The following is a 14,790-nucleotide window of genomic DNA, read 5'->3' on the forward strand; positions in this document are numbered from 1 at the left end:
CTTTCCTTCAGATATTCATTCAATATAGTGATGGAATTTAAAATTCCGCATTGGTATATCTGTTTAAAGTAACCTTCTTCTTCAAGTAAAGCACCCGTTAGTTGAAGAAGGATTAGGACACGATATCTTTCAATTCCGCTAAAAATTCAGTTTGAAAGCCCGCTTCGAATACTACACACTGAAACCATACACACACATTTTATATTATAAAAAAAGCCTAACTGAATTAATCAGTAGGCTTAATTCCCCCTATACATACCATGGTAATTTATAATCCATTTTCTTACCTTGTTTACTATTTTCATCTGTTACTATCCAATTACCATCCTTCTTTTGTACTTTATAAATTACATTTGTGCCATCAGACTTTTTAAAGAGTATATAACCTGTGTTGCCTTTTATAAAGGCTACAGGGTCAATAACATTTTTATAGGGTATCTTTCTCTCAGGAAGCAAAATGTTGGTTACTATTTCTTCTACAATATTTAAAAGTGATTTAAATTCATTATTTAATTCTGTTTGGTATTGCAATTGATTGTATGTGTAAGAAGAGTAAGACTCTAAATTCAAATTAAAAGACTGTTTTATATCTGAAAGTGTTGCTTTATAAAATTCATTTATATCCTTTTCTAATTTATCTCCCTCATGTTTAAAGCTAATGGTTTTAACCCCAAATGGACTTATATTAAAAGTCATTGTTTCCTTACTAAAAGGAGGGTCAAGTGCATGTTCAAATGTTGTGACTTGGACTTTGACAATAAAGCTAAACTGCCCCTCTGGCTCTCTGATGATACTCAGAATCTTAGCATCATATAAACCATATTGCTTGAGATAGCCATAATAATTAATAATTTCCTTTTGTATAGATGGGTCAAGGGTTGTAAGCAATGTATCATATATAAGTTTATAATCAGGTTGCTCACTTTGGGCATCAAGTTTTCCTGAAATTAATGTTAACAAAGCATCTTTGTATAAGTCCTCATTCAGGGGTTTTTCCGCAACCACTTGATGGTTATTAATATGGATACTAAGAAGGACAAAAGATAATATTGCCAGGATTTTCTTCATCGAATACTCCTTTAATATAGATTTAATTAATGAGTATTTTCCCCTGAAATCTTTAAATTAATCTTCAACTAAACTGCCTCTTTAGTTGAACAAGAAAAAAGAGCTGTCTAAACAGCTCCAAGATCTTCTACTAAAGCACCCGTTAGTTGAATAAGAACAGTACGCTAATTCAACAATCCCGCCCGTTTGGAAAAGATCATACTAACCCTTTGTAATTATAAAATTGTTGCCTCATCAAAAGGTATTTCTTCACCATTCACTAGAACATTGATTGTATCGTGCTTTGAATCTGTAGTTAAATAATATACATTTCGCTTTATATCTTTATCTTGTGGGTTAAGTTCATTAAATATTATATTTACTATATTATCTTGCGGTTCTAAGTCTGCTTCTATTTCTCCATTGGAATGAAAAATAATATAAGAACCTTTTGTACCGTCATTAATTGATTGGAGTTTTAAATTGGAATCAATATGCTCTTCAATTTTTTGAGGTACATTTTCAATTTCACTAAAACTTAATTTTGATGGATTACAGGCTGATAAAATAAACACAGCAAAAAGTACTGAAACAAACATTTTTTTCAATTCCTTCACCTCCTCCATCCACTCTACAACTAAACTGCCCCTTTAGTTGAATAGCAACTATTTAATGTCCGCTCTCCTCTTTTTTTAAACTATAAGCAGGGGGCTTCTTAAGTATTGTCATTTTTAATTTCTTGAAGAAATTAATTTTCATCGTAGTTGAATAAGGTAAATTTCATCCACTACCTGTTAAATTCTCTACAATTAATACTTCTAGATTTGTTTACTCTCTTCAAAATACCTACTTAGGCTATCTATAATGAAGAAGATTGTTGCGTAAACAAATGAGACAAGTAATGCAGCAATTATTGAAGTTAAAAATGCTGCAAATAATTTTCGACTAAGCATATTCACACCACTCTCTTTCTAAAAAATGGCTAACCTTAAAATACGAATAGGTTTAATAGTTTTGTGCTATTTTTTATAACCTAAAACTTTTCCTTCAACTTTCTCCATTGGCAAGACCCCAAAATCTTTACTATCGACACTTCTCCACCAATTATCTCCCAAAACAAATAAAGTGTTCTCTTCAACTTTTACAGGCTTCATAGTGGTTGCAAAATATTCTTTCCAAGACTCTTCGTCGCCTCTATTGGCAGGGTCAACTTTTTCGAAATATTCATCTTGTCTCATTCCCCTGTTTAATGCGTTAGAATAAAAGGTATCTAGTTTTGTACCATCGATAAATACTTGACCTTTTTTAATTTCTACGGTTTCACCTGGTAACCCAACTACTCTTGAAATGTAATTTTCGGGCATATTGAAGTGGGGATTGCTTTCTACTGTGAAGTCGGTTGATTTGAAGTAAATAACGTCTCCTCGTTTTACTTCCTTGTCATTAGGATCAACGACTAAGCTGGAATGAGCTAATGCTTCATAATCGTGATTACCTCTGTCCATATTGTCATAATTCCAATCCACTAACAACGAATCTTCAAGAGGTTCTACTAATTCAACCGTAGATTTTGTAGTTTTATCTGTAATCGTTTTCGTTTCATTCGAAGTAACCTCTGATGAACATGCAGTCAGTAATACAGCCAATCCAATTAAAAATAATTTTTTCAACTCCATAATCTCCTTTACTTACATTATACCAATAATATACAATTAACCCTTTTAAATCATAGAATATTCCGTTAAAAATAAACTGTTATTTGATTTAAAAATCCTCCAAAAAAGTAACACTGCATATTCAACCAAACTGCCCCGTTAGTTGAATAAGAACAAAGAACTTCTACTAAAGTACTCCATTTCTTGAAGCGGAGGAATTCTATTTTTCAAAAAACTGATTTACTTTATTTTCATCTTCCAAATATTTTTGTGTGAGTTTTGTTAGGTCTTCTTCACTCATATATTCACTTAATTCTTTTCCGTACCAACTTTCTAATTCTTGTTTTGTTATTTTATACTGTTGGTCTTCAAAATTAAATGTAATCCACTTAGCATTTTTGACTAACGAAAATATAAACGTAGCATTGTATATTGCCGTTTCTTTGTAGTTTTTTTCTATTTCTTCTGCACCTATACCTTTATAATTTAAAAGTATTCCATAAGGCTCTTCTTTGGTTTTAAGTTCAAACCCATTGAAATATTCACTATTAGGCAATAGTTTTACAATATTCCCTACTGCACTGTTATCGCCTACATATGAATCTTTATATTGAAATATATCCTCATTTACTTCTCTTGAATTACATCCGTTTAAGAAAAGTAATATCAACAATGAAAAAAGGAAAAATTCCGTTATTCTTTTCACTTTTTATCCCCCTTAAGTTCAATATCCACATTCTAATTTTACTATAAAAATACAATTCCTTTATTAAATTATCCTGACCCGTTAGTTTAATAAGAAAAAAGAGCTGCCTAGGCAACTCAATGATCTTCAAGTAAAGCACCCCGTTAGCTTAATAAGGAACAAAACTTACAAATTAGGTTTAATGTATTCTCCTGTTGAAGCATTAAAGCCTGCTGCTTCCATTTTAGTCTGGTCACTATTCCAACCTATCACTAATATTAGATTACTATTTCTCTCTGTCCAGTTAGATAATGAGACTGGATTTAATCCTTATTGAATGATTAACGGAATGGATGTGTCTCCTGTTCTCCTTCAGCTTTCCATTTGGCAATTTCCTCCCGTACACGTGGGGCAACTTCTGTTCCAAGCAATTCTATGGCACGCATGACTTGATTATGTGGCATTGTACTTAACGGAACATACATCATAAAGCGTGTAATCCCTACATGCTTACGAAGATGGATGATTTTTTCGGCGACTGTATCTGGATCACCAACATACAATGCCCCTTCAAAACTTCGTGCAGCATCAAAGCTGGAACGATTATAATAAGGCCAGCCCCGCTCTTTGCCAAGTTTATTCATGCCTGCCTGAGTGGATGGGAAAAATGTATCTGCTGCCAATTCCGTATTCTCTCCAACAAATCCTATCGAATGAGATCCCACCTGAAGTTTTGATACATCATGACCAGCCTGAGCCGCAGCTTTCTTATATAGCTGTACGATTGGTGCAAATTGCATTGGGCTACCACCAATAATCGCCAGCATAAGTGGTAATCCCAGAAGACCGGCACGGATAGCAGACTCCTGATTTCCACCGCTACCAACCCATATCGGTAAAGGATTTTGAACAGGTCTTGGATACACACCTAAATTATTGATTGCTGGTCGATGTCCGCCTTCCCAAGTCACTTTTTCGGACTGACGTATTTTGAGCAGTAATTCCAAATGTTCTTCAAACAGTTCATCATAGTCATTCAAGTTATAGCCAAACAATGGAAAGGATTCAATAAAGGAACCACGCCCCGCCATAATCTCTGCGCGTCCATTTGAAATGCCATCCAGTGTAGAAAAATCCTGAAAAACGCGCACAGGATCTGCTGAAGAAAGCACGGTTACTGCACTCGTGAGCCGTATCTTTTTCGTTTGTGGTGCCGCCGCTGATAGAACCATCGCTGGAGAGGATGCTGCATAATCCTTCCTATGGTGCTCACCAACGCCAAATACATCAAGTCCTACTTGATCAGCAAGAACGATTTCTTCGACAACGTCACGCAATCGCTGTGCGTGACTTATCACTTCACCACTATGAACATCTGGTTTCGTTTCTACAAAAGACGTAATACCTATTTCCATTTGTTATCTCTCCTAGTTTAATTAGATTTTAAGCCTACAAAATTAGTCATTTCCTTTATGGTAGTAATGTGTTATTCATATTGGCTAACACATGTTTATTTCACGAAGTCTTAACTCGGCTGGTCATAGCCCAAAAAAGAAGAGCCAAAGCACTGACAGAGGCTCCGAGTAAAGAAACCCCTCTCCAGCCAAAGTGTGCGTAGATTTGAGTCGAAGCAATGGAACCGCTAGCACTGCCGATAGAATAAAACACCATATACCCAGCAGTAAGTCGACTCCGTGCTTCTGTACGCAATGGAAGGATCATGGTTTGATTTGTAACATGTATTGCCTGTACGGCCAAATCAAGTAGAACTATACCTATCACTAATGCGATTAATGACTGCTCTATATAACTGATGAACAACCATGAAATTAATAATAGAGCTAAAGCAATACCTGTCGTTCGTTGTCCGTAACCTCGATCGGCCAATTTCCCTGCTCGTGCCGCAGCTAATGCTCCAGCCACACCTACAAGACCGAAAGCACCAATTGCACTATGAGATAGTGCAATTGGTGGTGTGCTAAGTGGCAGTACTAGTGAAGTCCACAAAATGCTGAAATCAGCAAAAATCAGCATGCCTAGAACGGAGCGAACTCGTAATGTTCGTTCTTGAATAAACAAAGCAAGCACCGATCTAATCAACTGAGAATAGGATAGTGATTTTACCTCGCGCTCAACATTGGGCAACAACTTTAAAAACATACAAACCATCAAAAGCATGAGCGCAGCAGAAACTAGATATACGGAACGCCAACCCGCAAGATCTGTTAATATACCAGCAAAAGTCCGTGCGAGAAGTATGCCAATGACTATCCCACTTGTTACAATGCCAACGACACGACCTCGTTCTATAGGGGAAGCGATGTTCGCTGCAAACGCCACAAGAGTCTGTGTCACAACTGCAAGCAGCCCCACCAAAGCCATACCTGCGAAAAGTACCATGCTAGAGAAGGCAGTACCAACTATAACCAGAGCTGTTATAGATAATAGCATCTGGCCGACAATTAGACGTCGCTGGTTTAGTAAATCTCCAAGCGGCACGAGTAGTAGTAAACCCAATCCATAAAAAATCTGTGTGATGGTAATAACGACACCGATAATGGAATGGTCAATACCAAACTCATTAGATAGTTGATCAAGCAACGGCTGTGCAAAGTAAATATTGGCAACAGACATTCCACAGGCAATCGCAAACAATAATGCCAACGCGCGAGACATGGATGGTTGTTGATTCACATTAGGTTTCGTTATGGAATATTTATCACTTATCTCGGTGTAGTGTGGATCATTTTCTAGATTCGTCTCTGTTTCGCACACACCTTAACCCCCAATCATATTATTTTTTAATCATAACATACCGTTCGGTACAATATAATTACTGGTAAATATATCTTAACCATATTCATTATGTCAACAATTTATTTGAATTAAAGTTAATATTACATTAAATAAATAGAGCATGGTTTGACATGGTGAATGGCTAATAATATAATAATTACATACTGTTTGGTATTAAAAAGGACAATTGTAATTACCTACACATACATCCTAAAGCAATTAATAAAATCAAAGTTTGAAGAGGTGAATTCTTAATGGCAAGAACCCGTGAATTTGATGAGGATCAAGTTTTAGATGCAGCAATGCAGTTATTTTGGGAGAAGGGATATGAGGCTACCTCATTAAGTGATCTTACTTCTAGAATGGGTATTCAACGCCCTAGTATTTATTCGACTTTTGGAGATAAGAAAGAATTATTTGAAGCCGCACTTCGTAGATATACAATGTCTCGAGCCTCTGATATACGAACTAAGCTTCAAAGTCACTCCTCTGTAAAAGAGGCATTTTCTATTTTCTTTGCAGATGTCGTCATGGAAGAATACGCAAAAGATCTTAGTAAAGGTTGTTTTTGTATCAATACAATGGTTGAACTAGCACCTCATGATGAGAAATTTGAAATCTTAACCAGAGAACATCAAATGTACCTAGCCGTCATTTTTCAGGAGACAATCGAGCGGGGAATCCAATCAGGTGAGTTGGAAGCCAACACAGATGCAAAGCCTTTGGCACAGGCAATGATTGTAGCGTTAATCGGTCTAACAGTTATGATGAAATCTCGCCCCCAACGTTCATTTGTCGACAATGCAATAGCAGCGACGCTCACATTACTTAAGTGACATGATTGTATATGAAACTACGGAAACTATACTTTTATAGAACTGTAGCTTGAATGAAAATGATGCGATTTTAAAAAATAAGGAGTTGTCTGTCTATTGTGAAATTAAAATATCTTTTTGACAATACAAATCTTAATATAAGGACATAACCATATAAATTGGCAAAATGTCTACAAGCTGGTAATAAGGACACCCTATCACCTGAAAGTTCACATTCAGTACGATATCCATCCATAAAGCATTGTATTTTTGCTAAACTGATCAGAATAGATCTATCAAAGTGTCTTAGATTCATAGTCCATTTGAAGTGACATTACTATTGGATCTTCTATATTGGTGTGAGACCATGCTGACTCTTTGAGATAAATTTCGATTAAAAATCATCTGAAAACCTTGTTTTTTTTCCAGATAAAAAGCCATAGCTTGAAATGAAGTTTAATCAAAATAAACGCTGCACCTGATAATGGTTTAACTGTACAGGTTGTTAATGATCTTTAATCTTTTAGAGCAACATATAAAAAAGTTGCTCTCTTTAATTTAAAGCTATATTTCACAAATAGGCGAAAATAGATTATACTTGACTAACTATCATATTCCAAAAGGAGGAATTTCTTATGACCGAGAATAATCAATCTGAAGCACCAAAAAAGAAAATCAGCCTGAAAGATGCTGTGAAGCAGCAGCTTGAAAACAAAAAGAACCAATCTTCTCCTAATAAAGGACAGAAAAATGCCGACCTTTCAACAAAAAAAATGAAAAGTCAGCAAGCGAAAAAAACAAGCAATACTCGTAGAAAAATGGGTGTCTAATTTCTAAAAAATCGGGCATCTATCGCCTCGGTGTCAAAGTCTGGCTAACAGATGGACAGATTAGACCTATATAGGAAATCTACTCTAAAAAAAGAGAAGTGAAAAAGCATTCAAGGGGACAGTTCAGTTTCCTGAATGCTTTTTTTATGATTTTCTACTAAAGTAACCGCTAGTCCAATAAAAGTCCACTAATATTCTCACTATAATATAAAAATAGTGCCAACTTCTCTTTAATAGAAATTGGCACTTCGTTTAGTCGCTATACGTTATCGTGTCGCTTTTGGCGGTTGGCATACGTCACATTTACGTTGGTTATTATTTTTAAATTTTTTAAATGTTTTTTCAAAGTTGCTATCACATGCACATTTAAATAATAACTTTTGAGAAAAACCGTGATATTCCGTAGTTAGCAACTTACTATCCGAATTTTTCTCAACAAATTCTTTGATTTTACCAATTGTCCATTGTTTATTCATTCTCTTACACCTCCATATTTTATCGCTATGCGGAGGCTATTCTTGGCTTCCGTTCAATTATAAGTAACATTAGTAATTACCTTAAGCTACTCATTATAACATGAGCTGGCACTCAATTAAACAGATGAAAGGTATCTTATTGAACTAAACTACCCGTTAGTCCAACAAATTCAATAAAATAAAGTACTAATCCTTCTTGGATTAACGCTCTCAACTTTGTCCAGTAAATAAGACATCCTATACTATCTTGTTAGTCCACTAATACAGAAATAAATAGTCCAGTCTTAATTCCTGAATAAAAAATAATGATAGTTGACTTTTTTATGTGTTCTTAAATCGTAAAGTAGATAAATTGAAAACATAGTTACAGGAATGCGACACTATTTGCAAGAACTTAAACCTACCTAAAAATCCCATTTATAGGATTAAAATTCACCAAATAGGTCTTACAAACGATGATAATTCACCTTTATTTTCTTCGGAAATTAATTTTGATAAATCTTCTTTGAGCATTTGCATTCGTTCATTACCTATATTTTCACTCCAGCGTCCCTCAATCTCATTTAGTATTTTCTCTTTTGCTTTCACTACTAACCAACCTCGTTCAGTCAAAACAATAATTTTCCCTCTTTTATCAGTGGGATGAGTTTGACGCATAACATAACCACTTTTTTCGAGATAATCCACCATTTTACTTACAGCCTGCTTGGTAATTCCTAAATACTCAGATAGTTCTACACCTGTAGCTCCATTAGGAATAATACATTTAAAAATAAAGCCATGTGCAGGTCTGAAATCTCCAAATCCTAATTCACTTAATCTTTCATGTAGTTCATTAATCGATGCACTAAAGGATAATGACAAAAGTGATGTAAGATCGAATTTACTAAATAATTGATGATTCATACATAAAAACTCCTTAAATATAGTAAATTAAGTTGACTTTATTTAAATACCATTGTACTATGCTCAATGTAGTCAATCAAGTTGACTATATTGTTTATGTAGAAAAATAACAAGTAATCCCAATATCAATTCTCTAAGGAGGTTCTATATGATTAATATTGTAAAAGTTAGAGCGAGTGTATTTATTCCAATGTCTTGGACTGAACCTAAGAAAGATATTCAGACAGGAAAAGTAATCCAATTCGAAGGCGACTCACGTGAATTTACACCATATGCAGTAAACACTATGCGTTCCAGAGTTGAACAAGAAGTAGTTGTAGATTTTTATAAGAAGGAAATTTTCTCATATGCGAACACTGGTATAACAACAGAAAAAGTTATTAATCCGGATAATTCTATTCATCAAAGAACAGGGAAAGCTAGTACAGAAAGTATTTTATGCACTAATGTTGTATGGAGTTCTGATGATGTTAAATTTCAAATGAGTGCAAGTGCTAGCAATCCTTTAAATATATATGCTCCTCCTGTCGACTACCTATTGACTGTACAAGTCAAAAAAGATGGTAGAATCGATATTCAAGGAGCACATGATGGATTCCCTTGTTTTGAATTTTATAAGCAAGTCAATTTTGATCCGTTTGAACAAATTTATACACATGATTTTAGAAAAACTGGTGATACGCCTGAAGCTCTAGCTGGAGAAATGGAATATAGTTTTAAAAAGATATTATAAAATGGGAAAACATACGTTAAGAAAATTTAAACAAGAAACATTCCGCTGGGGATAAGTAACTTTAGAGGAAGCAACAGGAGGAAAAAAGAATGACAACCGTTTTATTCGTAAAAGCAAACAATCGTCCAACAAATCAAGCTGTTAGCGTAAAATTATATGAGGCTTTTTTAGCGAGCTATAAAGACTCCAATCCAAATGAGACAGTGGTAGAACTTGATTTATACAAAGAAGAATTGCCATATGTAGGAGTAGATATGATTAACGGCACATTTAAGGCTGGAAAAGGACTGGAATTAACAGAAAAGGAAGCAAAAGCAGTAGCTGTGGCTGATAAATATTTAGAACAATTCCTTGCAGCTGATAAAGTTGTATTTGGTTTCCCATTATGGAACTTAACAATTCCAGCTGTACTACACACATATATTGATTACTTAAATCGCGCAGGGAAAACATTTAAATATACGCCAGAAGGACCTGTAGGGCTTCTTAGTAATAAGAAAATTGCATTATTAAATGCAAGTGGCGGTGTATACTCTAATGGAGCAGCGGCTGAATTAGAAATGGCTGTTAAATATGTAGCAAGTATGATGGGCTTTTTCGGTGTAAAAGATATAGAGAAAGTAATTATTGAAGGTCACAACCAATTCCCAGATAAAGCAGAAGAAATTATTTCCGCAGGGCTTGAAAAAGCTGATAAATTAGCAAGTACGTTCTAAATAACTAAACACTTATCGTTAAATATAACAGTACCAACACTTTTATAGCGGTGGTACTGTTTTTTTGCTTACTTCACTATTTTCGGGAAGTAATAGCCCGATTGAGATGTTTACTTTCCCTAGGTTTTTAGCATGTTCTAAACCTTCAAGAGACCTAGCTCTTCTTGATTCACTTGTTAAAGTTGTCAGTTTATACATATCAGCAAGAGTTATATCATCAGATAACCTCGATGTTTTCTTAATAGAATTACTCAAATATTTATCTTTTACAGTAATCACTTGAGTTAAATCTATTTCAACTAAACCCTTTTTAGCAGCTTTTAATGAAGCTTTTACTTCATCTACTTCTTGTCGAGTTGAATTTTATTTGCTAGAACTTCTTCTGCTTTAGTTAACGTAGTATTTAGAAGTTCTATACTTTCAGCTGTATAATCCTCTTTATCAATTTCTTTTGCCTCTTCAATTGCTTTTTCTAGATCTTTCGTGATGATAATTTTTTTCACCAAAATCAAAAACACCACTTCAAAAGAAGTGGTGTTTGTTGATATTATTCAGTTTTTGCATCGTTCAATTGATCAAATTGAATGCCGGTAATATGTACATTTACCTCTTGAGTTGCAAGAGATGTCATATTAAAAATAGCTTCACGAATCTGGGTTTGAACTTGTTGAGCTACTTTCGCAACAGATGCTCCATATTGTACGAAACAATATACATCTACGATTAATCCCGTCTCAGTCCATTCGGTTTTAATACCTTTCCCATGAACCTTTTTACCGAATTTTTCTACTACGCCTGTAGCGAAGTTTCCTCTTGTACCAGAAACGCCTTCCACTTCTGTAGTAGCAATTCCTGCAATAACTTCAATAACTTCAGGCGCTACTTCAATCTTACCTAGCTCTTCTTTACCAGCAGGAGTGCTTTGAGGTAATGATTGTATAACTTTTTCAGCCATAGAATTCGCCCCTTTCTTATGAATTCATGACGTCATTTTCTTCAAGGAATTTCGTATTGAAATTACCTTTTTTGAATACCTCATGATCCATTAATTTAGCGTGGAAAGGAATTGTTGTTTGAATGCCTGGTCCTTCAACAATAAATTCACCTAATGCGCGTTTCATCTTAGCAATTGCTTCTTCACGTGTATCTGCATGTACAATCAATTTTGCAACCATTGAATCGTAGAACGGAGGAATACTATATCCTGGATACATAGCTGAGTCGATACGGACACCGTAACCACCTGGAGCTATATAATCTTCTACTTTACCCGGTGAAGGCATAAAGTTTTTAGATGGATTTTCTGCATTAATACGACATTCCATCGCCCAACCATTCACTTTCACATCTTCTTGTTTATACACTAATTTCTCGCCAGAAGCAATCTTAAGCTGTTGTTGAACAAGATCAATACCTGTAATCATTTCAGTTACTGGATGCTCTACTTGAATACGTGTATTCATTTCCATGAAGTAAAACTTGTCTTCATGGTAGTCAAAGATGAATTCTACCGTACCAGCACCGCGGTATCCACAAGCTAACGCAGCCTTAACTGCAGCCTCACCCATCTCAGCACGACGTTCCTCAGAAAGTGCAGGAGACGGAGCTTCTTCAACAAGTTTTTGCATACGACGTTGAACTGTACAATCACGTTCACCTAGGTGAATTGTATTGCCATAGTTGTCCGCTAGTATTTGGATTTCACAGTGACGGAAATCCTCGATGAATTTCTCTAAGTAAACGCCAGGGTTACCGAATGCTGCAGCCGCTTCTTTTTGAGTGATTTGAACACCTTTAATCAATTCTTCCTCAGTACGTGCTACACGGATCCCTTTACCACCACCACCGGCAGTTGCTTTAATGATTACTGGGTAACCAATACCTTTCGCAACTTCGGCTGCTTCAGCTGCATCAGCAACTATACCAGCTGAACCTGGAACTGTCGGTACACCTGCTTTAATCATTGAGTCTTTTGCTATATCTTTAATGCCCATCATTTTGATGGCATCTGAAGTTGGTCCAATAAAAGTAATACCAGCATCTTCACATGCTTCTGCAAAACTAGCATTCTCTGCTAAGAAGCCATATCCTGGGTGAATCCCATCACAGCCAGTTTTTTGAGCAACACTTAGTATACTACTAATTTTTAAATAACTATCACTAGAAAGTTTTGGTCCGATGCAATATGCTTCATCGGCTAATTGAACGTGAAGTGCATCTCGATCTGCTTCTGAAAACACAGCTACAGACTGAATATCTAATTCTTTACATGCTCGAATAATACGTACCGCGATTTCCCCACGGTTTGCAATTAATACTTTTTTCATTTAAATAGGCCTCCCTTAGTTCTCTTTTACTAGGAACAGAGGTTGACCGTATTCAACTAAATCGCCGTCTTTAACAAGAATTTCAACGATTTCGCCACTAACTTCTGCTTCGATTTCATTAAATAATTTCATTGCTTCAACGATACATACTACTGCTTCTTCGCCTACTTTATCTCCAACTTTTACGAAAGCTGGTGATTCAGGGTTAGGAGCTTGATAGAAAGTTCCTACCATTGGTGAAGTGATTTTGTATAATGATGCATCAACTGCTGGAGCTGGTGCTTCTTCAGCCACTACTGGTGCTGCTGCAACTGGTGTTGCTGGAGCCGCTACTGGTGCTGGCGCTGCAACTGGAGCTACTTTAACTACTGGCGCTTCAGTTACAACTGCCACACCGCTATGTTTTTTAAGTTTTACTTTTGTATCTGCTACCTCATAAACGAACTCGTCAATTGAAGATGAGTCGACTAATTTAATAATTTCTCGAATTTCCTGAATTTTCAACATAAATTACTCCCCTTAATCTTGTGAAATATAATACACTACTTATTCTATCGTGTTTTGGGGTTTTTTTAAATAGATAATTGAAAATAGGAATTATTCAAGACAATATCGTTATTTTTCCGTTAAAAAGACTCAGATTTAAAATCTACTACTATTTGGCCAGCTGTAGGTACCTCTTTTTTAACCGTGTATACGATCTCATCTGCTTTTGATTTTGATAATTCAGCAGACTGTACTGTAACACGAATTCGATTATCTTCAGCTCGTACAAATGCATCTGAATAACCTAAAGTTTTAATGAGCAATTCTAACATCGCTTCATTAGATTCCTTCTTAACAATAACATCCATCTCGTTATATGCTTCATTCTTTTCTTCAGCTGTATTCTTATCCGAAGCTATTTTTTGTGTTAGAGTTTTTTTCAATTGACTACGCTGATTTAGTAGCTCCATACGCATTTCTTCAAATAAGTCACTTTGTGCTGTAACAGGTGTTTTATCATTTCCTGTTAGTTTAGCAATATCATCAACTGCGGTATTATTTAATGTGCTATCTGAGAAGATTTTAAGGCCATTAAATGGTTGTGCTGGATTCATAAGATAATAAACTGAAATAACTGCTGCTAAACTCAATAAAGTTAAAAACCAAACTGCTCTCTTTTTTACTCTCATTTTATTTCCCCTCTCTTTTCCATAGGCATTACAACAATTCGGTGTGCCGGAATTTCCAGCACTTTTGTCAGCGTAGTTACTAATTCATTCTTTACCGCGATGTCATTCGCTCCTTCCGCAACAACTAATACTCCAGTTACTTGCCCACTTTCTTGTCCAGTTGTATTAGACCAGCTGAAATAATTCTCTAAGGATGAAGATTCTTTTTTTACATCTTGTGCCGTTTGTCCACCTGCATAAAAATAAATCTCAACTTCCCCAACTTTGTCAATCCTTGATAAAATGACCGCTAGCTGTTCCGCTTCATTAGTAGATACATTCTCTCCTTTAGACGATGTTTTCATAGGATTATCATTATTGTATGAAAACATGGCTACAATAATGATGACAATTGCCATCAATATTCCTACATAGTAAATTGACGTTTTTTTCATATTCTGCACCGCTCGAGCTAGTCATCCCCCTCTTCACATCTTTCCTGTTATCTACATCATTGTATGAAGCTTAACTCTAATCTATGAGATACTAATGCCAAAAATTAAAAACAAACTTTAAAATCCATATTGCAACGATTATTTTCAATAGAATAACCCACTCTTCCGGGTCCTCCAGTAGTAAACTTACAATTT

20 protein-coding genes are annotated in these 14,790 nt (G+C 35.4%); 4 read left to right on the top strand and 16 right to left on the bottom strand.

Annotation, left to right across the window (positions count from 1 at the left end):
• Nucleotides 1-249: 249 nt before the first annotated feature.
• The 7 genes from ACQKM9_RS10500 to ACQKM9_RS10530 form a co-directional block, all read right to left on the bottom strand.
• Complete coding sequence (locus ACQKM9_RS10500) at nucleotides 250-1,068, bottom strand: DUF3888 domain-containing protein (protein ID WP_427734312.1); 819 nt, start codon at nucleotides 1,066-1,068, stop codon at nucleotides 250-252.
• A 215-nt stretch (nucleotides 1,069-1,283) separates the two neighbouring features.
• Nucleotides 1,284-1,646, bottom strand: coding sequence for a peptidylprolyl isomerase (locus ACQKM9_RS10505; protein WP_427734485.1), 363 nt, complete (start codon nucleotides 1,644-1,646; stop codon nucleotides 1,284-1,286).
• Nucleotides 1,647-1,865: 219 nt separating this feature from the next.
• Nucleotides 1,866-2,000, bottom strand: a complete 135-nt coding sequence (locus ACQKM9_RS10510) for a hypothetical protein (protein ID WP_427734313.1) — start codon at nucleotides 1,998-2,000, stop codon at nucleotides 1,866-1,868.
• Between the two features lie 66 nt (nucleotides 2,001-2,066).
• Nucleotides 2,067-2,717, bottom strand: coding sequence for a signal peptidase I (lepB, locus tag ACQKM9_RS10515; RefSeq protein ID WP_427734314.1), 651 nt, complete (start codon nucleotides 2,715-2,717; stop codon nucleotides 2,067-2,069).
• 205 nt (nucleotides 2,718-2,922) lie between these two features.
• Nucleotides 2,923-3,408: a DUF4825 domain-containing protein gene (locus tag ACQKM9_RS10520; RefSeq protein ID WP_427734315.1), complete on the bottom strand. Its 486-nt coding sequence runs from the start codon at nucleotides 3,406-3,408 to the stop codon at nucleotides 2,923-2,925.
• Nucleotides 3,409-3,728: 320 nt separating this feature from the next.
• Nucleotides 3,729-4,802: an LLM class flavin-dependent oxidoreductase gene (locus tag ACQKM9_RS10525; protein ID WP_427734316.1), complete on the bottom strand. Its 1,074-nt coding sequence runs from the start codon at nucleotides 4,800-4,802 to the stop codon at nucleotides 3,729-3,731.
• A 100-nt stretch (nucleotides 4,803-4,902) separates the two neighbouring features.
• On the bottom strand, nucleotides 4,903-6,162 hold the full coding sequence (locus ACQKM9_RS10530; protein ID WP_427734317.1) for an MFS transporter: 1,260 nt from the start codon (nucleotides 6,160-6,162) through the stop codon (nucleotides 4,903-4,905).
• Nucleotides 6,163-6,437: 275 nt separating this feature from the next.
• Here ACQKM9_RS10530 and ACQKM9_RS10535 point away from each other — a divergent pair, with 275 nt between their 5' ends.
• Together ACQKM9_RS10535 and ACQKM9_RS10540 are read left to right on the top strand one after the other, a co-directional pair.
• Entirely contained in the window at nucleotides 6,438-7,019 is a 582-nt protein-coding gene (locus ACQKM9_RS10535) for a TetR/AcrR family transcriptional regulator (RefSeq protein ID WP_427734318.1), read from the top strand.
• A gap of 614 nt (nucleotides 7,020-7,633) precedes the next feature.
• Nucleotides 7,634-7,828, top strand: a complete 195-nt coding sequence (locus ACQKM9_RS10540; RefSeq protein WP_427734319.1) for a hypothetical protein — start codon at nucleotides 7,634-7,636, stop codon at nucleotides 7,826-7,828.
• 266 nt (nucleotides 7,829-8,094) lie between these two features.
• On the opposite strand, the gene ACQKM9_RS10545 is transcribed toward ACQKM9_RS10540, so the two are convergent.
• Both ACQKM9_RS10545 and ACQKM9_RS10550 read right to left on the bottom strand, forming a co-directional pair.
• Nucleotides 8,095-8,304 carry a hypothetical protein gene (locus ACQKM9_RS10545; RefSeq protein WP_427734320.1) on the bottom strand — a complete coding sequence of 70 codons (210 nt, stop codon included), beginning with the start codon at nucleotides 8,302-8,304 and terminating at the stop codon, nucleotides 8,095-8,097.
• Between the two features lie 432 nt (nucleotides 8,305-8,736).
• Nucleotides 8,737-9,210 carry a MarR family winged helix-turn-helix transcriptional regulator gene (locus ACQKM9_RS10550; protein WP_427734321.1) on the bottom strand — a complete coding sequence of 158 codons (474 nt, stop codon included), beginning with the start codon at nucleotides 9,208-9,210 and terminating at the stop codon, nucleotides 8,737-8,739.
• 148 nt (nucleotides 9,211-9,358) lie between these two features.
• Between ACQKM9_RS10550 and ACQKM9_RS10555 the strand changes: the two genes are divergently transcribed.
• Together ACQKM9_RS10555 and ACQKM9_RS10560 are read left to right on the top strand one after the other, a co-directional pair.
• Nucleotides 9,359-9,943, top strand: a complete 585-nt coding sequence (locus tag ACQKM9_RS10555) for a DUF3238 domain-containing protein (protein WP_427734322.1) — start codon at nucleotides 9,359-9,361, stop codon at nucleotides 9,941-9,943.
• 89 nt (nucleotides 9,944-10,032) lie between these two features.
• Nucleotides 10,033-10,659 (top strand): FMN-dependent NADH-azoreductase, encoded by a 627-nt coding sequence (locus ACQKM9_RS10560; protein ID WP_427734323.1) that lies wholly within the window; start codon nucleotides 10,033-10,035, stop codon nucleotides 10,657-10,659.
• A 42-nt stretch (nucleotides 10,660-10,701) separates the two neighbouring features.
• Here ACQKM9_RS10560 and ACQKM9_RS10565 read toward each other — a convergent pair whose 3' ends face one another.
• The 7 genes from ACQKM9_RS10565 to ACQKM9_RS10595 form a co-directional block, all read right to left on the bottom strand.
• Nucleotides 10,702-10,914 (bottom strand): hypothetical protein, encoded by a 213-nt coding sequence (locus ACQKM9_RS10565; protein ID WP_427734324.1) that lies wholly within the window; start codon nucleotides 10,912-10,914, stop codon nucleotides 10,702-10,704.
• 86 nt (nucleotides 10,915-11,000) lie between these two features.
• Nucleotides 11,001-11,165, bottom strand: coding sequence for a hypothetical protein (locus ACQKM9_RS10570; RefSeq protein ID WP_427734325.1), 165 nt, complete (start codon nucleotides 11,163-11,165; stop codon nucleotides 11,001-11,003).
• Nucleotides 11,166-11,206: 41 nt separating this feature from the next.
• The gene (locus tag ACQKM9_RS10575) at nucleotides 11,207-11,614 is read right to left on the bottom strand and encodes an Asp23/Gls24 family envelope stress response protein (RefSeq protein WP_427734326.1); all 408 of its coding nucleotides are present in this window, start codon (nucleotides 11,612-11,614) and stop codon (nucleotides 11,207-11,209) included.
• Between the two features lie 16 nt (nucleotides 11,615-11,630).
• A complete protein-coding gene (gene accC, locus ACQKM9_RS10580) occupies nucleotides 11,631-12,986 on the bottom strand; it encodes an acetyl-CoA carboxylase biotin carboxylase subunit (protein ID WP_427734327.1) in 1,356 nt (451 codons plus the stop codon).
• Nucleotides 12,987-13,001: 15 nt separating this feature from the next.
• Nucleotides 13,002-13,493: an acetyl-CoA carboxylase biotin carboxyl carrier protein gene (gene accB / locus ACQKM9_RS10585; RefSeq protein ID WP_427734328.1), complete on the bottom strand. Its 492-nt coding sequence runs from the start codon at nucleotides 13,491-13,493 to the stop codon at nucleotides 13,002-13,004.
• Nucleotides 13,494-13,612: 119 nt separating this feature from the next.
• Complete coding sequence (locus ACQKM9_RS10590; RefSeq protein ID WP_427734329.1) at nucleotides 13,613-14,161, bottom strand: SpoIIIAH-like family protein; 549 nt, start codon at nucleotides 14,159-14,161, stop codon at nucleotides 13,613-13,615.
• On the bottom strand, nucleotides 14,158-14,595 hold the full coding sequence (locus ACQKM9_RS10595; RefSeq protein WP_427734330.1) for a hypothetical protein: 438 nt from the start codon (nucleotides 14,593-14,595) through the stop codon (nucleotides 14,158-14,160). The genes ACQKM9_RS10590 and ACQKM9_RS10595 overlap by 4 nt, the downstream gene beginning before the upstream one ends.
• Nucleotides 14,596-14,790: the final 195 nt, after the last annotated feature.

Source organism: Viridibacillus sp. NPDC093762 (genome assembly GCF_050279675.1).
Lineage (GTDB): Bacteria > Bacillota > Bacilli > Bacillales_A > Planococcaceae > Viridibacillus.

What these genes read in the sequence shown, in the direction of transcription:
- ACQKM9_RS10540 (WP_427734319.1), top strand. Translation starts at nt 7,634, where the DNA reads ATGACCGAGAATAATCAATCTGAAGCACCAAAAAAGAAAATCAGCCTG.
- ACQKM9_RS10595 (WP_427734330.1), bottom strand. Translation starts at nt 14,595, where the DNA reads ATGAAAAAAACGTCAATTTACTATGTAGGAATATTGATGGCAATTGTC.
- ACQKM9_RS10550 (WP_427734321.1), bottom strand. Translation starts at nt 9,210, where the DNA reads ATGAATCATCAATTATTTAGTAAATTCGATCTTACATCACTTTTGTCA.
- accB (WP_427734328.1), bottom strand. Translation starts at nt 13,493, where the DNA reads ATGTTGAAAATTCAGGAAATTCGAGAAATTATTAAATTAGTCGACTCA.
- ACQKM9_RS10560 (WP_427734323.1), top strand. Translation starts at nt 10,033, where the DNA reads ATGACAACCGTTTTATTCGTAAAAGCAAACAATCGTCCAACAAATCAA.
- ACQKM9_RS10555 (WP_427734322.1), top strand. Translation starts at nt 9,359, where the DNA reads ATGATTAATATTGTAAAAGTTAGAGCGAGTGTATTTATTCCAATGTCT.
- ACQKM9_RS10500 (WP_427734312.1), bottom strand. Translation starts at nt 1,068, where the DNA reads ATGAAGAAAATCCTGGCAATATTATCTTTTGTCCTTCTTAGTATCCAT.
- ACQKM9_RS10545 (WP_427734320.1), bottom strand. Translation starts at nt 8,304, where the DNA reads ATGAATAAACAATGGACAATTGGTAAAATCAAAGAATTTGTTGAGAAA.
- ACQKM9_RS10505 (WP_427734485.1), bottom strand. Translation starts at nt 1,646, where the DNA reads ATGTTTGTTTCAGTACTTTTTGCTGTGTTTATTTTATCAGCCTGTAAT.
- ACQKM9_RS10535 (WP_427734318.1), top strand. Translation starts at nt 6,438, where the DNA reads ATGGCAAGAACCCGTGAATTTGATGAGGATCAAGTTTTAGATGCAGCA.
- ACQKM9_RS10525 (WP_427734316.1), bottom strand. Translation starts at nt 4,802, where the DNA reads ATGGAAATAGGTATTACGTCTTTTGTAGAAACGAAACCAGATGTTCAT.
- ACQKM9_RS10590 (WP_427734329.1), bottom strand. Translation starts at nt 14,161, where the DNA reads ATGAGAGTAAAAAAGAGAGCAGTTTGGTTTTTAACTTTATTGAGTTTA.
- ACQKM9_RS10510 (WP_427734313.1), bottom strand. Translation starts at nt 2,000, where the DNA reads ATGCTTAGTCGAAAATTATTTGCAGCATTTTTAACTTCAATAATTGCT.
- accC (WP_427734327.1), bottom strand. Translation starts at nt 12,986, where the DNA reads ATGAAAAAAGTATTAATTGCAAACCGTGGGGAAATCGCGGTACGTATT.
- ACQKM9_RS10575 (WP_427734326.1), bottom strand. Translation starts at nt 11,614, where the DNA reads ATGGCTGAAAAAGTTATACAATCATTACCTCAAAGCACTCCTGCTGGT.